Source organism: Nitrospirota bacterium, assembly GCA_016212185.1.
In the GTDB taxonomy this organism is placed as follows: Bacteria; Nitrospirota; Thermodesulfovibrionia; order UBA6902; family DSMQ01; genus JACRGX01.
The window spans coordinates 1-20,661 of sequence record JACRGX010000026.1 but is presented as its reverse complement, the minus strand read 5'-3'; the positions used below and the strand labels follow the sequence as shown (position 1 = coordinate 20,661).

Sequence of the window (20,661 nt, the reverse complement as noted above, 5' to 3'; positions counted from 1 at the left end):
CGATTTCTTCGGTTATCTGCCGGATCATCCCTTATCGCCGATAATTTTAACAATGACCCTTCTGTTTCTCGGGCCGTCAAATTCACAGAAAAATATGGACTGCCAGGTCCCGAGGATAAGTCTCCCGTTATCAATAACAATAACTTCCGATAGCCCGGTAAGCAATGATTTTATATGCGCATCTGAATTCCCCTCGGCATGGGAATAATTGGAATCAACCGGCGCCAGTTTGCTCAGCGTTGCCTGAATATCTTTTACAACAGAGGGGTCTGCGCCTTCATTTATCGTAATGCCGGCCGTTGTATGCGGTACATAGACATAACACATCCCTGTTTTTATATTTGATTCGCTGACTGTATCATGAATATCCTGTGTTATGTCAACAAACTCATTTTTTGCCTTGGTCCTTATATTAATCGTCTTTAACATTACATCCTCCCAAAGATATCGTCATAAAATGCCTTATCAACGGAAAAGTCTATTCTCAGCGCAAATATTTTCTCAGGCAGATTTAACTCCATGAGTTTTACGAGATCTTTTTCGGTTGTGATAATTTCAAGCCCCCCTGCAGTCTCCATAATCATGTCTATATCCTGTTGTCTGTATTTATAATGATCCCTGAACGAATTAAATTTTACTACTTCTGCCCCTATTGCAGTCAATGATGTTTTAAAATGCATAGGGTTTGCAATGCCGGAAAAAGCATAAACTCTTTTTTTATTTATAAAGTCAATGTCCCTGACAGTCCCCTTTGCATTCACAAAAGACACCGGCATATGGGATGAAGGGTACAACGGCGCATGCGGATTATACCTTTTTATCTTTAAAATAAGCGCGTCCATCTGCGCACGGCTTGCGGCATCAGTTTTCGTAAGCACTATTATATCCGCCCGGCTCATTGATTTCAGCGGCTCCCTTAATATCCCTTCAGGAAACAACTTATTGTTCCCAAACGGGTTTGTAGCATCAATAAGAAGAATGTCCAGATCCCTGTACAGCGCCCAGTGCTGAAAGCCATCGTCCAAAATAAAAATGTTGATTGCATCTTTCCCTGTTTCGTTAATTGCTGACATCCCTGCAAAATAACGGTTCCTGCCTATTACAACAGGAATATCCGGCAGCCTGTATGTCATTAAAACTGGTTCATCCCCTGCCAAATGGGTATTCAGACACGGCTCATTGCCTATGCTTTTCATGCATGGTGTTTTCATCTTGCCCCTGTACCCCCTGGTAAGCACGCACGGTTTAAATCCCCTTTTTTTTGCTGCCTGTGCAAGGGCTATTACAGCAGGCGTCTTGCCGGTGCCGCCGAGCGTGAGATTCCCTATGCTCACAACCTTTGAGGGAAGTCTCTTTGAATCTTTCAGTGATGTTTTATACAAAAATTCCCTGACTGAAAGAATCATATTGTATATTGAACTAAACGGTCCCACGATGCCCTGCCTCATGCAGCATGTTCCGTATAAGCTCAACGGCTTTTTTAACTGCGCCTGTATTGTTTTCAGTAATAACCTTTGCCCTTTGTCCCATCTCTTTTGCCTTATCAGAATATTGTAATAAATCCCTGACTGTATTAGCCATACCCCCTGAGCCTCTGACCATTAATGCGGCGTCCTGTTTTAAAAATTCCTCTGCAATCATAAAATTATCCATGTGGGGGCCGAAAATAACCGGCTTAGCCCAATAGGCAGGCTCCATGATATTATGCCCTCCATGGGGAAGAAGGCTTCCGCCGACAAACACCACAGTTGCAGCAGAGTAAACTTCCGGCAGCTCTCCGATAGTATCAAGAAGAACCACATCATACGCCTCCCCCTTTTTTTCTTCTTGACCCCTTGACCCCTTGACCCCTTGACCCTCGCCGTTTGACCCTTGCCCCTTTTCTTCTTCAATCGCTTGAACCCTTGAACCCTTGAACCCTTGAACCCTTTTTTCAATCTCCGTCCTTCTGATAAAATTAAACCCTTTCTTCCTCAAAATATCTTCAGCTTCCTGAAATCTCTCAGGATGCCTCGGCGCAAGTATAAGTTTTAAATCCGGTATACTCTCCCTAATGAGCTTAAAGGCCTCCAGGATGATTTCCTCCTCGCCCCTATGCGTACTGCCTGCCACAAGTATGCGTCCTTCAATATTATCTATCCATGTCTTTTCATGCTTAATCGCAGGGAGATTTATATCAAATTTAAAATTCCCGGTAACGCTTACCTTCTTCTGCCCTGCCCCAAGCATAATAATCCTTTCGGCATCATTCTTACCCTGCATATAAAAAACATCAACATACGTTAAGACTTTTTTTATGAATGGTCTTATGCGTTTATAGCCCTTGAATGAATTGCTGGAAATTCTTCCGTTTATGACAACTATGTGTGAGCCTCTGTCTTTTAATTTTTTAAATAACTGCGGCCAAAGCTCCGTCTCCATAGTTGCAAAAATTTTAGGAGCCAAAAGTTTAACAGCCCTGCCGACACACAGCGCCGAGTCCCACGGCATATACATAATCCTGTCTGCCTCGGGGAATTTTTCAAGCGCAACACCCTGTCCCGTATAAGTCGTCGTGGAAAAAACAATCTTCATATTAGGAAATTCTTTTTTAAGCTGTTTTAAAAACGGCAGGCAGGCTATGACCTCGCCCACTGAAACCGCATGAATCCATACATCCGCAGCCGCATATTGAGATATGCCTAAACGCTCGCTCAAATATCTGAGCCTGTCGGCAGGTCCTTTTTTAAATATCAGCCCCGGCAGATAAATCAGCAGCGCTAAAGTGGAGAGAAAATTATACAGCAGGAGCATCTTTCCCCGCGTCCTGAAATAGTTTCCCCTCTATCTGCGTTTTGTAGAGTACCTTATATATGCCGTCCCGTGAGAGGAGTTCCTCATGCGCGCCCGATTCTGCAATCTTCCCTTCATCAAGAACCAGTATTTTATCCGCCTTTCTCACTGTGGACAGCCTGTGCGCGATAACAAACGTAGTCCTGTTTGTCATCAGATTATCAAGCGCCTTCTGAACAATAACCTCTGATGCGGTATCAAGAGACGATGTTGCTTCATCAAGAATGAGAATGGGAGGATTTTTAAGCAGCGCCCTTGCAATGGATATCCTCTGCTTCTGCCCGCCTGAAAGTTTTACGCCTCTTTCTCCAATAACCGTGTCATAGCCCTTAGGCATATCCTTTATAAAATCATGAGCGTAAGCCGCCTTTGCAGCCTCTATTATTTTTTCATCGGATTCACCGGATTTCCCAAATGCGATATTTTCCCTGACGGTTTCATTAAAAAGCACGACATCCTGACTCACAATGCCTATTTTCAGGCGGAGGGATTCAAGGGTAACGTCATTAATGTCCATGCCGTCAATCGTTATATTACCGCTTGACGGGCGGTAAAACCTCGGAAGCATGTCAACAAGCGTTGTCTTTCCGGCGCCGCTCCTGCCGACTATCGCGACAAGCCCGCCCTTCTTAACGCTAAAACTAACGCCGTTTAAAACCTTTTTCTCAGTGCCGGGATAAAAAAATACCACGTCGTTATACGCTATCCCATCATTAATCTGAGGGAGTTCTGCCTTCCCGTCAATTTCAGGCTCCTGGTCTATGAGGTAAAAAATCCTCTCCGCCGACGCGCTCGCCTGCTGAAGGCTGTTGTTGGCGGCGCCGAGCCTTTTAAGCGGAGTATATATCAGGCCTACCGCGGCAGAAAAAGATATTAATTCCCCGAGCGTCATCTCGCCCTTATTCACAAGATAAAAACCGTAAAACAACATGCCCACCGTACCCAATCCCGTAATGATTTCATGAAGCAAAACCGAATATTCAGTTGTGCGCGCGCCTTTTACGGATATCCTGTAATAATTTTTATTTTCTTCCTGAAACTTGTCTATGTGAAGTTTCTCCTGCAAAAAAGCCTTAATCATCTTCATTCCTGATATGCTTTCAGTAAGCCTGACGATAAGCCCTGACACCTGCTCCTGAGTTTTCTTGGCAATCTTTCTCAGTTTCTTACCGAATTTATCAATGAAATAAAAAGAAAACGGCAGAATTATCGTTGCCAGTACTGCAAGGTCCCATCGCCTTATAAAGGCAACTGTCAGGAGGACGATAAATGTAGCACCTTCAACCAGAACATCCTTTACCGCATACCCCAAAAGCCCCTGAAGCGTGTTGGAATCATTAATCGTCCTTGAGATGATTTCGCCTGAAGTGTTCTGGACATAAAAATTCATCGGAAGGGCAATAAGTTTTTTAAAAATCTGCTCTCTTATGTCCCTCACTACCTTTGCGCCGACTATGCGCATCAGGAATGAATGGACAAAGGCAAAAATACCTTTGAAAATAAAAAATCCGGAATAAGCAAGCAGGTACATTGATATTACACCGGTATCTTTAGCCACGCCGTCAATGACGGGCTTGATGTACCACGCCATTGCGCCTGTGATAGCAGAGGTCACAAGGCTGAACACACCGGCTATCGCCATAATCCACCAGTACGGTTTAAGATAACTTATTAAGCGCTTGTATCGTTCCACCCTGCCAGTTCTCCTATCATTACAGCCACCCTTGCGGATGCCGTCTTTTTTCCCATAAGTTCTTTAATCCTGTTTAAATTCACAATCATCTCCTGCCTGTATTTATCATCACGCAGGATTTTTTTAATCTCTGAAAAAATATTTCCCGCTGTGGCTTTTGCCTGAATCAATTCCTTTACAGCCTCCCGGCCTGAGAGAATATTTACAAGGGAAATAAATTTCACCTTGATTAACAGTTTAGCAAAAAAATGCGTTAATGGCGAAAGTTTATAAAATACCACCATCGGCGTGCATAGGAGCGCCGTCTCGAGCGTTGCAGTGCCTGATGCAACGGCTGAAACCTCAGAGCAAGCGACAGACTTCCTGGTCCTGCCTTTTACAACTGTAACATAATGAGGGAGCATCTCTCCCGTCAGACTGCTCTCCTGCGCAAGCGGAATGATAATCTGAATATCAGGCAGTTCCCTGTGCAGCATTTCCGCAGTTTCCCGAAGAACAGGCATGTGCTTTTTTATTTCTGCCGGCCTGCTCCCCGGAAGAAGGGTGATTACAGGTTTGTCAGGAGCAAGCCCGAGTTTTTGTTTTAATTCCTCTTTTGTAAAATTAAAATCCATTGTCTCTGCAACCGGATGCCCGACAAATTCAGCCTGAAGCCCTGCGTTTTTATAAATATCCGCTTCAAAAGGGAACAGCACAGCCATTTTATTTACGAGAGCGGCGATTTTCTTCACCCGGCCGCTCCTCCACGCCCACACCTGCGGGCTGACATAGTAAAAAATGGGAATGTTTAAAGCCTTTGCTTTTTTTGCAAGCGCAAGATTAAAGTCAGGATAGTCAATGAGGACCAGGACGTCAGGGCGGTTATCAACTAAAGCCTGTTTTGCTTTATTAAATACTTCCCTTATTTCCCATAGGTGTTTTAGGACCTCAGTAATGCCGATGGCGCTGGATATGGGGGCAATCAGCTTTACGCCCTCTTCTTTCATGCGGCTTCCGCCTATGCCGGTTATCTCAACATCATGCCATTTATTTTTAATCTCCCTGCTTAACAAAGCGCCGTAAAGCTCCCCCGACGCCTCGCCCGCGCAAATCATGAGCCGTTTAGACATCTGAATAAAATATCACTAATAGGGGGAAAATGCAAAAAAGAGGCAATTCCCCAAAACAGACCCACTAATTTGTAATTATGCCTGTTTTTAAAATACAAAAATACCTTGACAATACAAAGCGTTTAATCAATAATTAAAAAACTTAATGGAATTAACAATTTCGTCAAAAAATGCTGTTTGAATATGGATTTTAAATTTTCAATACATACTCAAGACATGTTGAAGGAACGTGAGATTCCAGAGGAATGGGTACGGCGAACTATTAATAAAGCTGACTGGGAAAATAAAGGAGTTGACAATAATACTCATTATTTTAAAAGGATAGATGAGCATGAGGGGCGAGTATTACATGTGGTTGTAAATCCTCATGTTTCACCAAAGAAAGTCGTTACCGTTTTCTTTGACCGTAAAGCAAGGAGGAAAAAATGAGACTAAAAGTAGACAAAGAAAATGATGCACTTTATTTCCGATTGGATGAATCCTCTATCTTGGAATCAGAGGAAGTACAGCCAGGGGTGGTTTTAGATTTCAACGCAGATGGTAAAGTTGTGGGTGTTGAAATACTAAATCTGAGTACCAGAATAAAACCTGAGCAGTTAAAAGTCCTGCAATACGAGACTGTATAAGGCATTTTTACTGGCACTAAAAAGTTAAAGGTGAAAACTGATATTTCAAGATGTGACCCTAATATGTTTCTCCAAGACTTGACCCTAATATGTTTCTCCCAGCTGATGCCCCTACTATGTCTCAAGGTCCGTTTGAAATAACAAAAGTGTATTTATTTACTCCTCCCCATGTCACTAAAAGAATTACTGCACAATCAGGGCTATTCACTATTCATCCCAGCCCCAGCATTCCCTATAACAATAATTTGATAAAATTTATTATTCCTGCTGCAAGCAGATTGAAAATAAGAAATGAACTTAGAATATTAGGAATAAAAAGAGCATCACTTTTTCCTGACTTAGACGGACTATCAGAAAGTATAAACGACACTGTCCGTCATCCTTTATAGCGATGAATTGGGGTCTGGTCTTGAAATATAAGTTTTAACTTCTGAATTTTAAGATTCTGAGATTGCTTTGTCGTTTCACTCCTTTCAATAGCACAGTTCCTTTCTATCTGGAATACAAAAATACCTTGACATTACAACAAGTTTAAACAATAATTAAATATCTAAACCCTTTCTTTAATAATTGAGAAAATATTTATAGGTAGTAACATTAAATGAAAAAACCTCAACTTTATTTAGAAACATCTGTATGGAACTTCTGTTTTGCAGATGACGCTCCAGAGAAGAAAAATATAACCCTGACATTTTTTGACAAAATCAAACAGGGTGAATACGATATATTTATTTCAGATGTTGTTATTGAAGAAATAGGTAGAGCTGGTGAAAACAAAAAGCAATTGCTTTTAGAAAAAATCTCTACCCTCAGTCCTGTCAGACTGGTAGTCAATGAACAAATAGTAGGGCTTGCTCAGAAGTATATCTCAGAAGGGGTGTTACCTTCAAACAAAATTGAGGATGCGATGCATGCAGCCGTTGCTACCTTTTTTGAAATGGATGCTCTGATTAGTTGGAATTTAAAACACTTAGCAAATTTAAAGAAAATGGAAATGATAAATGGAATAAATATGAAAGAGGGATATTCTAAAAGATTGGAATTAATTACCCCTATGGAGGTGTCGGATGAAGAAGTATGATAAATCCTTAATTGAAGTATGGGAATGGAAAGAAAAAGTTTACCATGATGTAAAGGATTTAGATGCTAAAGAGTATGTTCGCAAAATCAAAAATGATGCGGATAAAATACTCGCAAAGAATCAAATTAGATTAAAGGCTGTTTCGCAAAAAGAAAAATATCAGAAAGTGGCGTGAATGCAAGAAACAAGACCAGACCCTATGACCTAGTATGACCTAGTACTGATGGGAAAGTTGTGGGTGTTGAAATACTAAATCTCAGTACCAGAATAAAACCTGAGCAGTTAAAAGTCCTGCAATACGAGACTGTATAAGGCATTTTTACTGGCACTAAAAAGTTAAAGGTGAAAACTGATATTTCAAGACTTGACCCTAATATGTTTCCTAATATGTTTCTCAAGACTTGACCCTAATATGTTTCTCTAATATGTTTCTGACCCTGATATGTATGGTATTATGTTTCAAATCAAGCCTAAACACATAGGAGGTTTTATGAGAAAGGCCGATAGTGTAAAATGAATTCTGTAAATATAAAACAGGGTATAATTCTCAATGGAATAAACAACTCCCTAAAAGGGAGAAAGGAGAACTATACCCATGAAGAGAAGTTTAACAAAAAAGGCAAGAAAAGTCATTGATGCAGGGCTGGAGGAATTGAGGCAAGCGCCGCCATTAGCGGAAATAACGAGGATAGGCGCCCGGATGATGTTGCAGGTGGCAGTAGAGGAAGAAATAACGGCACACATCGGCAGGGACTATTACGAGAGGACTGTCTCGGCAAAGGGAAGTCGGAACGGGTCAAAACCGAGATCGGTAAAGATTGGCAGCGGAGACATTGGGCTATGGATGCCGCAGGCGAGAAACGCTGGTGGACCATTTCATTCCCTGATACTGCCGCCCCGGGTCACACAGATGGATGAAATACAGGAGGTCATACCACTTTTGTATATGAACGGACTGTCGACGAGGAAGGTAAAGAAAGCTGTAGGCAAGCTCATAGGGCAAAAGGGGCTAAGCCATCAGAATGTTATGCGGATCAGCGGCAGGATTGTAGAGGAGTTCAATGTATGGAAGAAGCGGGACCTGTCAAAACTGAAACCTGTGTATCTCATCCTTGACGGGATACGGCTGGGGGTGAGAGCCGGCACGACAGAGAAAGAGGCAGTGCTGGTAGCCTGGGCGTTTATGGAAGACGGCAGCCGGGAGCTTGTCAGCGTATCGCTTGGCAACCGGGAATCATACAATGCATGGAAGGGATTTCTGGAGGATCTTGTGCGAAGGGGAATGAGCGAGCCGATGCTAACTGTTATAGATGGATGTCCGGGGCTCAGCAAGGCAGTTGATGAGGTCTTCCCTGAATCGGATAAACAGAGATGCACAAAACACAAGACTGAAAACGTGCTGGACAAAGTGCTGGAACAGGATAGGGCCTCGGTGAAGGAGTCAGTGCGGAAGGTATTTTATGCCTCAACCTATGAGCATGCAAAGGAAGCATTGGAGATGTTCAAGAAAAAGTGGAGCATGAAATATCCTTCAGCGGTCGCGTGTCTCACCGAAGATATAGAGAGCTGCCTGACCTACTACAAATATCCTTATCAGCATTGGCTCAGAATACGGACAACCAATGTAGTGGAGAGGAGTTTCAAGGAGGTGAAGCGAAGGGTAAAAGGAATCGGACGGTTTCAGAATGAGGAGCGTGCACTCACTATGGTTTTCTGGCAACTCAACAAAGAGCTGAGATGGAATGGAGTGATTATGAACAAAGAAGCAAAGGCAATCCTTGCTAAAATCCGCATATCAAGGATTCAGAGGATTGCGGCATAATTGAAGCTATGAAAACCCTTGAGAATAAAGCCCTGATGAGATTTTACAGAAAAGACTTGACAGTATCAGAAAGGCAGCTATTTTATTATTTGGCATTTTTACGTTTTCTGGTTGTGCAATAAATTCAGGCGTTGTTCCAATCGGGCAAGATACTTACATGGTATCTCGTCAGGCAGCAACAGGTTTTACCGGTATGGGATCTCTAAAAGCCGACGCATTTAGAGAGGCAAATGCATACTGTATGTCACAAAATAAAAAGCTACAGGTAGTTAATACTAATGAATCAAGTCCACCTTACGTTTTAGCGAATTTCCCAAGGGTTGAAATTCAGTTTATGTGTCTTGGCGAAGGAGACGTGGAGTTAAGCCGGCCCAAATTAAGAAAAGAAGCAGACACAGTTATTGAGGTCAAGTAACAACTATACATGGGAAAACGTAATTTATAAACACGTATAACTAGTCACTGGAGAGGGTTGCTCAAAAGCTAACACTTTTTCACACCCCTCAATTTCACGTTCTCCCTTCGCTTCGCGGCGACTTAACTGCCACATTATAACTTAAATAAATGGAAACGTCAGAGATCATAACATTAATCGTAAGTTCTATTGGCGGATCTGCAGCCTTATTTACAGCTGTGGCTTGGCTTGCGAGGTCTTTGATAAAAAACTTCATTGATAGGGACTTGGAGAAGTTTAAACTCAACTTGGAAAAAATGGCATTTGAACATCAGATACGGTTTAGCAAACTACACGAAATTAGAGCTCAAATTATTGCGGAGTTATACGGTCGTCTATATGAGTTCCATTGGGCAGTTTGTGCCTTTCTTAGAGATTTCCACAAAGAAAATAAAAATGATAAAACACACAGAGTTCAAGAGATAGATAAGAAATCATATGAGTTTAAAGATTACTTTGACAAACATCGGATTTATTTTACTGAAAATATATGTTCTAAAGTTGATGAGCTTGTTGATGCATTATACTCTGCATACGTACCATTAGAGGTGACAGATAGTGATGATGATAATTTGATAAAAGTCTGGGGCAAGTGCGCGGACACTGTTCGAAAACAGTATCCGGCAATAAGGTCTTCTCTTGAAAGCGACTTTAGAAAAATATTGGGAGTTATTGAACAAGGAATTGGGGTCACTCATTAAAGGCCGCTCTGTCAAGCCTTAAAAATAGTGACAGCCATTTTTGCCGGCAACGGCAGATAATATGCTAAAATAATAAAAACAGGAGGTGAGATAGATGGCTACAATTAAAGAGTCCGTAATATCGTTGGTAAAAGACATGCCTGAAAATTCTACTTTAGAGGACATAATGGAATCCCTCTATGTAAAACAGAAAATACTGAAAGGGCAAAAGCAGTTAGAAACAGGTCAGTTCTATACCCATGAAGAAGCAAAGGAAATGATGAGAGAATGGCTAAAATAAAATGGTCTAAGGATTCGCTTGCTGACCTGAAAGAAATCTGTCACTTTATCGCTTTAGATTCCCCTTATTTTGCCACTGTGTTGAAGGATAGAGTTTTTGAGATGGTTGAACATCTGGAATTGTTTCCAGAAATGGGGCGGCATGTGCCGGAGTCTAATGAACCCTCTGTTAGAGAACTGATTTATAAAGGTTACAGAATAGTGTATCAGATTAGAGAGGGGTATCTGGAAATAATCACTGTTCTTCACGGAAGCAAATTGTTGAAATTGAAGCCCTTGAGAACCAAGAAAATAGGCAAGAAAATAGGGACAGCGCCCGTTTAATTCAAAAATAAATCCACATCCTGCATTTTTACATAACAAACCGCAGGCTTTCCTTGCAAAAGAATGTTCGTACAATTATACTAACATTCAGGGAGGTGGTTTATATGAAATTTGTCAATGTCCGCGAGTTCAGTTCTTCTGCGACAAAACTTCTCAGAGATGATGTGGAAAGAGGGGAAAAGGTTGTAATTACCAGGCGGGGCAAGCCTGTCGGGCTGATAATTCCATTCAAGGACAAGATGGCTGTTGCCGAGGCATTGCTTGAAGAGGCTGAGGCACTGCTTAAAGACAGCGGGATAACAGAATCAGACGTTCTGAAAATGCTCGGCAAGGTCAGAGAAAAGGTCTATGCCTAAAGTTATAGTTGACGCGAATGTTATTGTCTCGGCATTATTCGGAGGCATTCCGAAAAAGGCATTTTTAAAGGCATTAAAAACCTGTGACGTCTATATCTCGCCTGACATCCGCATGGAACTGCTTGGTCTCATGGAAGCGCTTGAGAAAAAGCTGGACAGTATTAAAATCAGACGCCTTCGCTCTATAATCTTAAGCCTTCTTTCTGACTCAAAAGAAGTTATCCCTGCAAAAAGCATTGAACTTTCAAGGGATAAAAAAGACAATGCCTATTTAAATCTCTGTCTTAAAGTGAAGGCAGACTTTCTTTTGACAGGCGACAAAGACCTCCTTGAAATTTCTCCGAACAAACTAAAAACCTCCGGCTTAAACCGGCTTAAAATTGTCTCTCCAAAAGTGTTTCTATCCTCAAGTTAAAACGAATACAAAAACCCTGCAATTCTTGTAATGCCGATTCCCTCATAATTCTTCAGGGCCAGGAGGTGCCTGTCCCCTGTGACTATAAGGCTGGCATTTGCCTCTTTTGCGCATTCAAGTATTCTGTTGTCAGGACCGTCTGAAAGCAGGGTAATATTTTTAACCGGTTTTAAGACTGCTGCGGCTTTACTGATATGTTTCAGGACTGCGGTAATCTTTTCATCATCCCATAAAAACTTTTCTCTGAGTTTTTTAGCGGTTTCCGTGAGTATGGGCACTGAGGTATAAAGCTCAACTTTTCTTTCTACTGCGAGTAAGTACGCTTCTTCAGCCTTGCTGTGAGGGAAATTAAAGGCAGAGATATAAACGTTGGTGTCAAATACAACCCTTAGCACTATCTGCCTTCAAAGACTAATTTCTCAACTTCTTTTTCAGTAATCTTTAACGCCCTTGCTTTTTTCACCCCGTATCTCTGCAGCTGAAAAAATTCTTCTTTGAGCTGTTCTTCTTTATAAAATGAAAAGACTTCCCTGAAAAACTGGCTTATGGTCTCGCCTTTTGCCTTTGCAATGTTTCTGTATTCCTTTGCCGTATCCGGCGGGACCGATAATGTCATTACAACTCTTTGTCTTGACGGCATTGCGCCTCCCAATGGTATTACTTTGTATTACAATAACAAGTTTTAGGAAAGTTTGTCAAGGCAAATCACTAATGTCCGGTTTAAAAACGATTGGATATTAATCGGTAATCCTTCAGAAAGATTCTGGACAAGCCAGAATGACAAAAATTAGGAAACCCCACAGCAGAGACTATGGGATATTGAAAAGTTACTAAAATTATTTCTTCTTTGCCGTTTCTTTTATCAGCGCCTGTCCTATGACATTCCGCTGTATCTGGTTTGTGCCTTCGTATATCTGGAGAATCTTGGCGTCGCGCATCATCTTTTCAACGGGATATTCCTTCATGTATCCTGAGCCGCCCATGACCTGCACCGCGTCAACCGTGACCTTCATAGCTACATCCGTGGCAAACACCTTTGCCATTGCAGACTCCTTTGATACATCCTTTGCCTTGCTGTCTATAAATTTGGCAACGGAATACACAAGCGCCCTCGCCGCCTCAATCTGAGTCGCCATATCCGCAAGAATATGCTGTACTGCCTGAAAGCTGATTACAGGATGCCCGAACTGATGCCTCTCCCTCGCAAACGAAGCAGCGGCATCAAACGCGCCCTGAGCCACTCCGACGCCCTGAGCTCCCACGCCGGTCCTTGAATTATCAAGGGTCTTCATCGCAACTATAAAACCCATCCCTTCCTTGCTGATGATGTTTTCCTTGGGGATGCGGCAGTCCTGAAATATTAATTCCCTTGTTGATGACGCCCTGATGCCCATCTTGTTTTCTTTTTTGCCGAAGGTAAAGCCGGGCGTGCCTTTTTCAACAATAAATGCCGAGGCCCCGCGCGGTCCCTTGCTCTTGTCCGTCATTGCAATTATTGTGTATATCTCCGCCTCTCCGCCGTTGGTTATCCACTGCTTTGTGCCGTTAAGGACATATTCATTCCCCTCAAGCTTTGCCGTGGTCTGAATGCCTGCGGCGTCGCTTCCCGCATTTGCTTCTGTAAGCCCGAAGGCAACAAGCCTTTTGCCTGATGCAATGTCAGGAAGATATTTTTTCTTTTGCGCATCCGAGCCGTAAAGCAGTATGGGATAAGTCCCGAGCGCATTTGCCGCATATGTCGTAGAAATGCCAAGACATGCCCTGCTTAGTTCCTCAACCGCAAGGACCAGCTCAAACCCGCCCTTGCCCAAACCTTCATATTCTTCCGGTATGAAAATGCGCAGAAGGTCTGACTGGGCAATAACCTTTATTATCTCCCACGGAAATTCTTCCTTCTCATCAAGCTCAGCCCTTACAGGGGTGATTTTCTCGTCCGCAATCTGCCTTGCAAGGTCGCGTATCATCGCCTGTTCTTCAGTCAAAAAATAATCCATAAAACCTCCTGAAAATACTCAAATGTCAAAATCCAAATGTCAAATCAAGTCCAAAACATAAAAATTATAAAATAATTTGGCATTAAATCATTTGGTATTTATTTGATATTTGAACTTTGGAATTTGAACTTTTTGCATATCATTTACCATTTAATCAGCACGGCGCCCCACGTAAGCCCGCCGCCGAAGGCCTCAAGCAAAACATAATCGCCTTTGCGTATCCTGCCTGTCCTGACCGCCTCATCAAGCGCTATCGGAATTGACGCGCTTGAGGTATTCCCGTATTTATGTATGTTGACGGCAACCTTGTCCATCGGCAGGTTAAGCCTGCTTGCCGTTGCTTGTATTATCCTCATATTGGCCTGATGCGGAATAAGCAGGGCCAGCTGGGAGGGTTTTATCTTAGCAGCCTTTAAAGTATCCACAACAAGGCTCTCAAGAGTCCTTACCGCAACCTTAAAGGTCTCATTGCCCTTCATTTTTATGTAATGCAATTTTTCCTTCATGCTTTCTTTGGATACCGGATGCCTGGACCCGCCGCCCGGGAGACAGATTAAATCCCAGAGATTCCCGTCTGAATGCAGGCTTAAGGACATAATCCCCCGGTCCTCTTTTGCAGCCTCCAGAATTACGGCTCCGGCGCCGTCGCCGAATAAAATACAGGTTGCCCTGTCTTCCCAGTCAGTAATCCTTGATAAGACCTCCGTTCCAATAACGAGTATCTTTTTAAAAGTCCCTGCCCTGATAAAGTTATCCGCAACCGAAAGCCCGTACACAAATCCGCTGCATGTCGCATTAAGGTCAAAGGCCCCTGCATTTTTTGCGCCGAGTTTCCCCTGTATTATTGATGCAGTAGGAGGAAACGGCATATCTCCCGACACCGTGGCAGTAATTATTAAATCAATGTCCTTAGGCTTTATGCCCGCGCTCTTTATTGCCCTCTTTGCCGCTTCAAGTCCCAGATCAGATGCCGCCTGCGTATTTTTTGCAATTCTTCTCTCTTTTATTCCCGTCCTCTCGGTAATCCATTCATCAGTGGTATCTACCATCTTCTCAAGGTCAAAATTGCTGAGGACTTTTTCCGGCACATAAGAGCCCGTGCCGGCTATTCTACTTTTTAACAAGTTCTTGTTCTCCCCGTGAAATTATTTCATCGAATTCCCTGGTCATAATATCAATAAGACCTTTTTTATAAAATTCATCGGCAAGTTTCAACGCATTTTTGATTGCCTTTGTGGTTGAACGGCCATGGCTGATTATGCACGGCTTGTTTATGCCTAAAAGCGGAGCCCCGCCGTATTCTGCATAATCTGTTTTTTTCTTGAAGTTCTTTAATGCATCCTTTATTAACAGATATCCGAACCTGCCGGTCATCTTCTCGGAAATTTCCCTCTTGAGCATCTTTGTTATCGCCTCGGAAAGTCCTTCGCTTATCTTAAGCGCGATATTGCCGACAAATCCGTCGCAGACAACAACGTCAGCCTCGCCTGCAAATATATCCTTGCCCTCTATATTGCCTGAAAAATTGATGTCTGAATCTCTTAAAAGTTTAAATGCCTCTTTGGTAAGCTCATTCCCCTTTGCGTCTTCCTCTCCTATGCCCAGCAGGGCAATCTTCGGGGAATCAATATTAAAGATACTCCTCGCGTAAGCCTCCCCCATGATTGCAAAGTGCAGTAAATGAGACGGCTTGCAGTCTACATTCGCCCCTGCGTCAATCAGGACAAACAGACCTTTTAATGTAGGCATAATAGCGGCAATAGCAGGTCTTTCAACTCCGGGAATTCTTCCGAGAACATAAAGCGATGTTGCCATAACTACTCCCGAATTGCCGGCGCTTACCACTGCATCTGCATCGCCGGATTTCACAAGTTCAACGGCAACTCTGATGGAAGAATCCTTTTTCTGCCTGAACGCCGCCGCCGGAGACTCATCCATCCCGACAATCTGTGAAGCGTGCTTTACGATAATTGTGGAAGGCGGATATTTTTTCCCTTTGAGTTCATTCTCAATCTCCGTTTCATTGCCGACGAGTATGACAGATATGTCATCCGCCTCATTAACAATTTCAACAGCGCCTTCTACTGTAACTGCAGGGGCATGATCGCCGCCCATTGCATCCAGAGCAATTTTCATACAGTTTCTTTTTCAACTATTTCAATAATTCTCTTGCCCCTGTATGTTCCGCAGTGCGGACAAATACGGTGAGGCAGTTTCGGTTCGTGGCAGTCAGGGCAGAGGGCAATATTAGGGGCTTCAATCTTCCAGTTGGCCCTCCTCTTATCCCGCCTGGACCTTGAATGCCTGTGTGTAGGATTTGGCATATTTATACTCCTTTCTATTTTTCAATCCCGGAACGCCGGGACTGAAATTTTCTGAGTTTAGCTAACCTCGGGTCTATATCGTCAACAATGCAGGAACATGCTCCCTCGTTTAAATTCCTGCCGCACTTCGGGCATAACCCCCTGCAATCAGCCCTGCATAAAGGCTTCATCGGAACAGCAAGGAGTATCTGCTCCCTGACTAATTCCTCAACGTCTATCTGATCATTTTCATAAAAACTAACGTCTAATTCCTCTTTTGTTAATTCATGCTCGCCAACTTCAATAACTTCCTTTAGCGGAAGATACTCAACATCAAATTTGACGTTAAGCGGACAGGAGCATTGTTCCAAACAGCGGCTGCATAACAGGGATGCTGCTGCGTTAGCCCAGCCTTTTACCAATACTCTGTCGTCGATTTTAAATATCTTAAAAAAACCATGCACCTCCCCCTTGATTATGTCATCAGAAGGGGCTGCTATCTTAATCTCCTGCTCCAGTCCTGTTTCCGGAATGCTGGATACGGTAATTCGCATATCAAAACACCATGTTCTTGATTTAGCAGCTAATACACTTCATTACACAAGCTCTGAGCGTAGGACATCATACAAGAATATAATCTTATAATTATAAGGAGTGGCTAAGCTGATTGTCAATTGAGACGGGAAATTATTCATGCCTACGGCTGACAAAATATGCCGCAGACATATAAAAAAGTCCGCTGTCCCGGCACTCAGGGACAGCGGACTTTTATCACCACCTCAAAATACTTTAATTTTATAATGTGTTATGTTTATCTTTTCTAAGCCCCTTCCTCAGCCCTCTGAGACCCATCACTCCGCCGCCAATAATAAATAACACTGCAGACAAAGGCTCAGGGGCCGCTCCGTAAATCATAAGTCTTCCGTCTTTGCCGCCTACGATTAAGTCGCTGTAGCCGTTGCCGTCCCAGTCAACAACATCAAAACGGGAGCGTGGAGTAGCAGGAAGTTCAGAGTCAATGTAACGGAGCGCCGTGCCGTCTGCCAACAATAATTGTTCAGCAGAATTAAATACAGGCGCGCTGTTTGTCCCGACATTCTGCAGATAGTAAATATACCCGTAATATTCTCCGACCATAAGGTCCTGTTTCCCATCGTGATTCCAGTCAACTACCCTCGGCGCTGACCTTGAGCCGACATCAAAAACCGCTCCGCCGCTTAATGTTAAATTGGTTCCTGAATTATAAACCGGAGATGCATCTGTACCCTCATTTAAATAGATTTTGATATTTCCGTCAAGATTACCTATAACAAGGTCTTTCTTTCCGTCCCCATTCCAATCTGTCACATCTGACGCCGCCCTGTTTCCAACATCAAGCCACCCTGCGCCGGCATATACCTTGACACCGCCGTCTAAAACAGGGGCTGAATTGTTGTTTGTATTAAGAAAAATAGTTACTTGCCCTAATCCATTCCCTGCCAGTAAATCATGTTTTCCGTCATTATTCCAGTCCACGACTGTAGGGTATGAGCCCTGTCAACCATCGCCGGTGACACTCAACGGATTACAAGTCGCAGTGCATGCCTGGATATATATGAAAATCCATTAAACACCGGAGAAGTGGCAGTGCCGTAATTCTGATAGTAACTGACATAGCCGTTTCCGCCATTGTTCTGACCGACTAATAAATCCTGCAAACCGTCACTGTTCCAGTCATACATTGTTGGAACCGAGTAGTTGCTTGCATCAAGGTAATTTGAGCCGTCCATTATATATCCCCACGATGAAAGATTAGTCTGGTAAACAGCAAATGCGCTCGTGCTGATTAATATCAGCGCCAGCGTCATGCACAGAATCACCAAACGTGAATTTGTATTTCTCCCTGAAATCATAAAATACCTCCTTTGAATTTTATATTTTTTTAATTATTGATTTTCTTATGAATAACAATGTATGTATGAATATAATAGAAGTTTATTATTTTTTTCTTACAATGTCAATTAAATAATACTTATAACACCCATGAAAAAATTAAATAATTCAAAAAGTTATGCCGTAAAAATACTTTACACTTTAGCGTGAAATTCAACAAGCGATTTAAAAACGGCGGGTATTGCATTAATCATATCAGATGCGATTAAGGAATGTTCCCCTTTTCTGCCGGCAATAACATCTCCGGTAATTCCGTGCATATAACTACCTGAAATTGCAGCATTTTGAGGGCTTAAGCCCTGAGCAAGCAAGGCAGAAATCATGCCTGTCAGTACATCTCCTGTACCGGCAGTCGCCATTCCGGGATTGCCCGTGGGGTTTATAAATGCATCGCCCCCGGGAGTGGCAATCACAGTCGGGACACCTTTAAGTATGAGATACGCCTTAGTCTTCTTTGCAAAGGAAATTGCAGTATCAATTCTGTTTTCTTCTACTTTTTCACGCAGGCTAAAGCCTGCGGTTACCCCCCTTGACCCCTTGACCCCTTGACCCCTTGACCCCTCCAAAAGCCTTGCCATTTCCCCGACATGAGGCGTGAGAATTACCGGCGCCTTTGCCTTTTTTAAAATACTGCTTCTGCCTGCAATCGCATTGATTCCGTCAGCGTCAATAACCATTGGGACTTTTGAATTTATAATAAGCGCACCGACTAATTTTGAGATATCATCGCTGACAGAAATTCCCGGACCTATGGCAAAGACCTTTACTTTTTTGCTGATAAATTCAAGTATCGCGTCAACTGCCCTGAATGAAAGCGTGCCGTTCCCTTTGTCAGGCAGGGGTAAAACCATCTCCTCAGTAACCCTCGCCTGAAATATATTTAAAAGAGACTCCGGCACCCCTATTGTCACAAGTCCGGCGCCTGCCCTGAGGCACGCCTTTGCAGACATAAATGCTGCGCCGGTTTTTCCCCTTGAACCTGCTATTAAAAGCACGTGCCCGTACGTTCCTTTGTGGGAATATTTTGGTCTTTGAGGAAGCAGCTTGATTACATCAGGCTTTTCTATTAAATTAACCTTGATTTTTTCTGATGCAAGCAGTTCATCAGGGAAGCCGATCTTCTCAATAAATAATTCCCCGGTATGTTCAGCCCCGGGATACAGCAGGTGTCCTCTTTTGGGAAGTCCGAAAGTGACTGTATAGTCTGCCTTAACCGCACAACCCATAATCTGTCCTGTGTCTGATGAGATGCCTGAGGGGATGTCAACGGAAACCACTGCAAAGTTAGAAGTCTGGAGCTTGCCTGCTGGCAGGCAAACTCCGGACTTCTGGGCAATTGACAACCTATGACTGTTTATCAAGGTAATACATTTTGCAAGGTCTCCTGCTACGGGCTTGCTGAGTCCTGTGCCGAGGAGGGCATCAACAATGAGACAGTTAACAGTTAACAGTGAACAGTGAACAGACAAAAACTTTTTTAAAGAAAAAATCCTGACGGCGGATTTTACGGCGGAGTCATAATTAATTTTTGCGTCGCCTTTTAAATCTTCGGGTTTTGCCGAAAGAAAGACCTTAACATCTTTACCCTGCTCATGAAGAAGCCTTGCAATGACAAACCCGTCCCCGCCGTTGTTGCCGCCTCCGCAAAAAATAAAGACAGTGAACGGTGAACAGTGAACAGTGAACAGTTTATTTATTTTTTCAGCTACTGCACGTCCTGCCCTCTCCATAAGCACAGTCCCTGCAATGCCGTATTTTTTAATCGTACTACGGTCAATATCCCGCATCTCCCCGGCAGTGGCGACTTTAAGCATAACTAACCTATTACCTCCCAATGTCGCATATGTTTCTTAACTTATTTCTCAATTTCTATCATTTTTGAAATTTCGCTTAATATCTCAGCAAACGCAGGTTTAGTAGCAGGCACTAATTTTTTCTGTTGGTGTTTATGCTCAGGATAAGTAGAAAGCTTTTTAGCTCGCGGATCTAAGGCGTTATCATATCTAAAAATCAGAGTATCATCTTTCGTCAAATAACTATAACCGTATTTCAAGGTGGTTACTCCATCTGGTTTCAAGACAACAAATTCTTTAAAATACATTTTTGAATCGTTAATAAAGCTCAGCGTGCCTGTCAAAAATGCGGCGTTGGGAGGACGTTCTTCAAAAGAAATGTTTTGAGATTCAACGTAAGGATTTACTGCAAGTATATTGAGAATCTCATTGAGATAGTCCTTTACTTGCATATCTCAACTGATTCGAGTTCCTTAAGTTCAGCTTCAATATGTTTTGAAATCTCAATTTCGCCTTCAAGTTCTATAAGTTTCATGTCGTTGGCTTCGGTATGCTCAATCTCACCCCTCATGAGCTTGTTAATATCAACACCAAGATTATCAGCCAATTTGTTAATCTTATCTCTGGTTATTTTAAGGGTCTCCATCAAAATACGCTTTTCTCTGTCTAAGGCGTTTTTTAAAAGCGGAATAACCATATCAGGCGAATTACTTTTTAAAGATATAGTCTGCATAGCTGACACCTCCTCTTTAAGAATATTAAATATTTTACCATAATTCGCTTGATTTCAATTTTCAGCCCTTTTTATAAAGACTGTCCAGCGGGCTTTTGGGAGCGTTTGACATATCCCTCATTACATGAGTATAAATCATGGTTGTTTCAACATTTTTATGACCTAATAATTCCTGAACTTCTCTTATATTAACCCCGCTCATTAATAGATGTGT

At 42.7% G+C, this 20,661-nt stretch carries 30 protein-coding genes; 12 read left to right on the top strand and 18 right to left on the bottom strand.

Annotation, left to right across the window (positions count from 1 at the left end; translation table 11 throughout):
- Positions 1 to 24 precede the first annotated feature (24 nt).
- From HZA10_03115 to lpxB, 5 genes are read right to left on the bottom strand one after another with little or no spacing between them, the layout of a single operon-like run.
- Entirely contained in the window at positions 25 to 429 is a 405-nt protein-coding gene (locus tag HZA10_03115; protein MBI5195295.1) for a YjbQ family protein, read from the bottom strand.
- On the bottom strand, positions 429 to 1,433 hold the full coding sequence (gene lpxK / locus HZA10_03110) for a tetraacyldisaccharide 4'-kinase (protein ID MBI5195294.1): 1,005 nt from the start codon (positions 1,431 to 1,433) through the stop codon (positions 429 to 431). The genes HZA10_03115 and lpxK overlap by 1 nt, the downstream gene beginning before the upstream one ends.
- A complete protein-coding gene (locus HZA10_03105; protein ID MBI5195293.1) occupies positions 1,420 to 2,793 on the bottom strand; it encodes a 3-deoxy-D-manno-octulosonic acid transferase in 1,374 nt (457 codons plus the stop codon). Before HZA10_03105 ends, lpxK begins: the two co-directional genes overlap by 14 nt.
- The gene (locus tag HZA10_03100) at positions 2,777 to 4,525 is read right to left on the bottom strand and encodes an ABC transporter ATP-binding protein (protein MBI5195292.1); all 1,749 of its coding nucleotides are present in this window, start codon (positions 4,523 to 4,525) and stop codon (positions 2,777 to 2,779) included. Before HZA10_03100 ends, HZA10_03105 begins: the two co-directional genes overlap by 17 nt.
- Positions 4,504 to 5,634: a lipid-A-disaccharide synthase gene (gene lpxB, locus HZA10_03095; GenBank protein ID MBI5195291.1), complete on the bottom strand. Its 1,131-nt coding sequence runs from the start codon at positions 5,632 to 5,634 to the stop codon at positions 4,504 to 4,506. Before lpxB ends, HZA10_03100 begins: the two co-directional genes overlap by 22 nt.
- A 183-nt stretch (positions 5,635 to 5,817) precedes the next feature.
- Here lpxB and HZA10_03090 point away from each other — a divergent pair, with 183 nt between their 5' ends.
- The 12 genes from HZA10_03090 (at position 5,818) to HZA10_03035 (ending at position 11,692) form a co-directional block, all read left to right on the top strand.
- Positions 5,818 to 6,063 carry a DUF4258 domain-containing protein gene (locus HZA10_03090; GenBank protein MBI5195290.1) on the top strand — a complete coding sequence of 82 codons (246 nt, stop codon included), beginning with the start codon at positions 5,818 to 5,820 and terminating at the stop codon, positions 6,061 to 6,063.
- Positions 6,060 to 6,260, top strand: a complete 201-nt coding sequence (locus tag HZA10_03085; protein ID MBI5195289.1) for a DUF2283 domain-containing protein — start codon at positions 6,060 to 6,062, stop codon at positions 6,258 to 6,260. The genes HZA10_03090 and HZA10_03085 overlap by 4 nt, the downstream gene beginning before the upstream one ends.
- 116 nt (positions 6,261 to 6,376) lie before the next feature.
- The gene (locus HZA10_03080) at positions 6,377 to 6,649 is read left to right on the top strand and encodes a hypothetical protein (protein ID MBI5195288.1); all 273 of its coding nucleotides are present in this window, start codon (positions 6,377 to 6,379) and stop codon (positions 6,647 to 6,649) included.
- A gap of 212 nt (positions 6,650 to 6,861) precedes the next feature.
- Positions 6,862 to 7,341 carry a type II toxin-antitoxin system VapC family toxin gene (locus tag HZA10_03075; GenBank protein ID MBI5195287.1) on the top strand — a complete coding sequence of 160 codons (480 nt, stop codon included), beginning with the start codon at positions 6,862 to 6,864 and terminating at the stop codon, positions 7,339 to 7,341.
- On the top strand, positions 7,328 to 7,516 hold the full coding sequence (locus tag HZA10_03070) for a hypothetical protein (protein ID MBI5195286.1): 189 nt from the start codon (positions 7,328 to 7,330) through the stop codon (positions 7,514 to 7,516). Before HZA10_03075 ends, HZA10_03070 begins: the two co-directional genes overlap by 14 nt.
- Before the next feature lie 420 nt (positions 7,517 to 7,936).
- A complete protein-coding gene (locus tag HZA10_03065; GenBank protein ID MBI5195285.1) occupies positions 7,937 to 9,163 on the top strand; it encodes an IS256 family transposase in 1,227 nt (408 codons plus the stop codon).
- Between the two features lie 157 nt (positions 9,164 to 9,320).
- On the top strand, positions 9,321 to 9,578 hold the full coding sequence (locus HZA10_03060) for a hypothetical protein (protein MBI5195284.1): 258 nt from the start codon (positions 9,321 to 9,323) through the stop codon (positions 9,576 to 9,578).
- A gap of 149 nt (positions 9,579 to 9,727) precedes the next feature.
- Entirely contained in the window at positions 9,728 to 10,318 is a 591-nt protein-coding gene (locus tag HZA10_03055) for a hypothetical protein (GenBank protein ID MBI5195283.1), read from the top strand.
- Between the two features lie 94 nt (positions 10,319 to 10,412).
- Positions 10,413 to 10,598, top strand: coding sequence for a hypothetical protein (locus HZA10_03050; GenBank protein ID MBI5195282.1), 186 nt, complete (start codon positions 10,413 to 10,415; stop codon positions 10,596 to 10,598).
- Positions 10,586 to 10,921 (top strand): type II toxin-antitoxin system RelE/ParE family toxin, encoded by a 336-nt coding sequence (locus tag HZA10_03045; GenBank protein MBI5195281.1) that lies wholly within the window; start codon positions 10,586 to 10,588, stop codon positions 10,919 to 10,921. Before HZA10_03050 ends, HZA10_03045 begins: the two co-directional genes overlap by 13 nt.
- Positions 10,922 to 11,025: 104 nt before the next feature.
- A complete protein-coding gene (locus HZA10_03040) occupies positions 11,026 to 11,277 on the top strand; it encodes a type II toxin-antitoxin system Phd/YefM family antitoxin (GenBank protein ID MBI5195280.1) in 252 nt (83 codons plus the stop codon).
- Positions 11,270 to 11,692: a putative toxin-antitoxin system toxin component, PIN family gene (locus HZA10_03035; GenBank protein MBI5195279.1), complete on the top strand. Its 423-nt coding sequence runs from the start codon at positions 11,270 to 11,272 to the stop codon at positions 11,690 to 11,692. Before HZA10_03040 ends, HZA10_03035 begins: the two co-directional genes overlap by 8 nt.
- On the opposite strand, the gene HZA10_03030 is transcribed toward HZA10_03035, so the two are convergent.
- From HZA10_03030 to HZA10_02970, 13 genes are all read right to left on the bottom strand, one after another.
- Complete coding sequence (locus tag HZA10_03030) at positions 11,689 to 12,087, bottom strand: putative toxin-antitoxin system toxin component, PIN family (protein ID MBI5195278.1); 399 nt, start codon at positions 12,085 to 12,087, stop codon at positions 11,689 to 11,691. The genes HZA10_03035 and HZA10_03030 overlap by 4 nt on opposite strands.
- Entirely contained in the window at positions 12,087 to 12,332 is a 246-nt protein-coding gene (locus HZA10_03025) for a CopG family transcriptional regulator (GenBank protein ID MBI5195277.1), read from the bottom strand. Before HZA10_03025 ends, HZA10_03030 begins: the two co-directional genes overlap by 1 nt.
- A gap of 196 nt (positions 12,333 to 12,528) precedes the next feature.
- Positions 12,529 to 13,686, bottom strand: coding sequence for an acyl-CoA dehydrogenase family protein (locus HZA10_03020; GenBank protein ID MBI5195276.1), 1,158 nt, complete (start codon positions 13,684 to 13,686; stop codon positions 12,529 to 12,531).
- Positions 13,687 to 13,829: 143 nt separating this feature from the next.
- On the bottom strand, positions 13,830 to 14,810 hold the full coding sequence (locus HZA10_03015; GenBank protein ID MBI5195275.1) for a ketoacyl-ACP synthase III: 981 nt from the start codon (positions 14,808 to 14,810) through the stop codon (positions 13,830 to 13,832).
- On the bottom strand, positions 14,797 to 15,822 hold the full coding sequence (gene plsX, locus HZA10_03010) for a phosphate acyltransferase PlsX (GenBank protein MBI5195274.1): 1,026 nt from the start codon (positions 15,820 to 15,822) through the stop codon (positions 14,797 to 14,799). Before plsX ends, HZA10_03015 begins: the two co-directional genes overlap by 14 nt.
- The gene (rpmF, locus tag HZA10_03005; GenBank protein MBI5195273.1) at positions 15,819 to 16,010 is read right to left on the bottom strand and encodes a 50S ribosomal protein L32; all 192 of its coding nucleotides are present in this window, start codon (positions 16,008 to 16,010) and stop codon (positions 15,819 to 15,821) included. The genes plsX and rpmF overlap by 4 nt, the downstream gene beginning before the upstream one ends.
- Positions 16,011 to 16,024: 14 nt before the next feature.
- Complete coding sequence (locus tag HZA10_03000; GenBank protein MBI5195272.1) at positions 16,025 to 16,543, bottom strand: DUF177 domain-containing protein; 519 nt, start codon at positions 16,541 to 16,543, stop codon at positions 16,025 to 16,027.
- Between the two features lie 241 nt (positions 16,544 to 16,784).
- Positions 16,785 to 17,504: a VCBS repeat-containing protein gene (locus HZA10_02995; GenBank protein MBI5195271.1), complete on the bottom strand. Its 720-nt coding sequence runs from the start codon at positions 17,502 to 17,504 to the stop codon at positions 16,785 to 16,787.
- A 41-nt stretch (positions 17,505 to 17,545) separates the two neighbouring features.
- A complete protein-coding gene (locus HZA10_02990) occupies positions 17,546 to 17,881 on the bottom strand; it encodes a hypothetical protein (GenBank protein MBI5195270.1) in 336 nt (111 codons plus the stop codon).
- Positions 17,882 to 18,055: 174 nt separating this feature from the next.
- Positions 18,056 to 19,735: an NAD(P)H-hydrate dehydratase gene (locus HZA10_02985; protein MBI5195269.1), complete on the bottom strand. Its 1,680-nt coding sequence runs from the start codon at positions 19,733 to 19,735 to the stop codon at positions 18,056 to 18,058.
- Between the two features lie 41 nt (positions 19,736 to 19,776).
- A complete protein-coding gene (locus HZA10_02980; GenBank protein ID MBI5195268.1) occupies positions 19,777 to 20,166 on the bottom strand; it encodes a hypothetical protein in 390 nt (129 codons plus the stop codon).
- On the bottom strand, positions 20,157 to 20,447 hold the full coding sequence (locus tag HZA10_02975; protein ID MBI5195267.1) for a hypothetical protein: 291 nt from the start codon (positions 20,445 to 20,447) through the stop codon (positions 20,157 to 20,159). The genes HZA10_02980 and HZA10_02975 overlap by 10 nt, the downstream gene beginning before the upstream one ends.
- Positions 20,448 to 20,508: 61 nt before the next feature.
- Positions 20,509 to 20,661 (bottom strand): tyrosine-type recombinase/integrase (locus tag HZA10_02970; protein ID MBI5195266.1); only part of this gene is annotated, 153 nt, incomplete at its 5' end.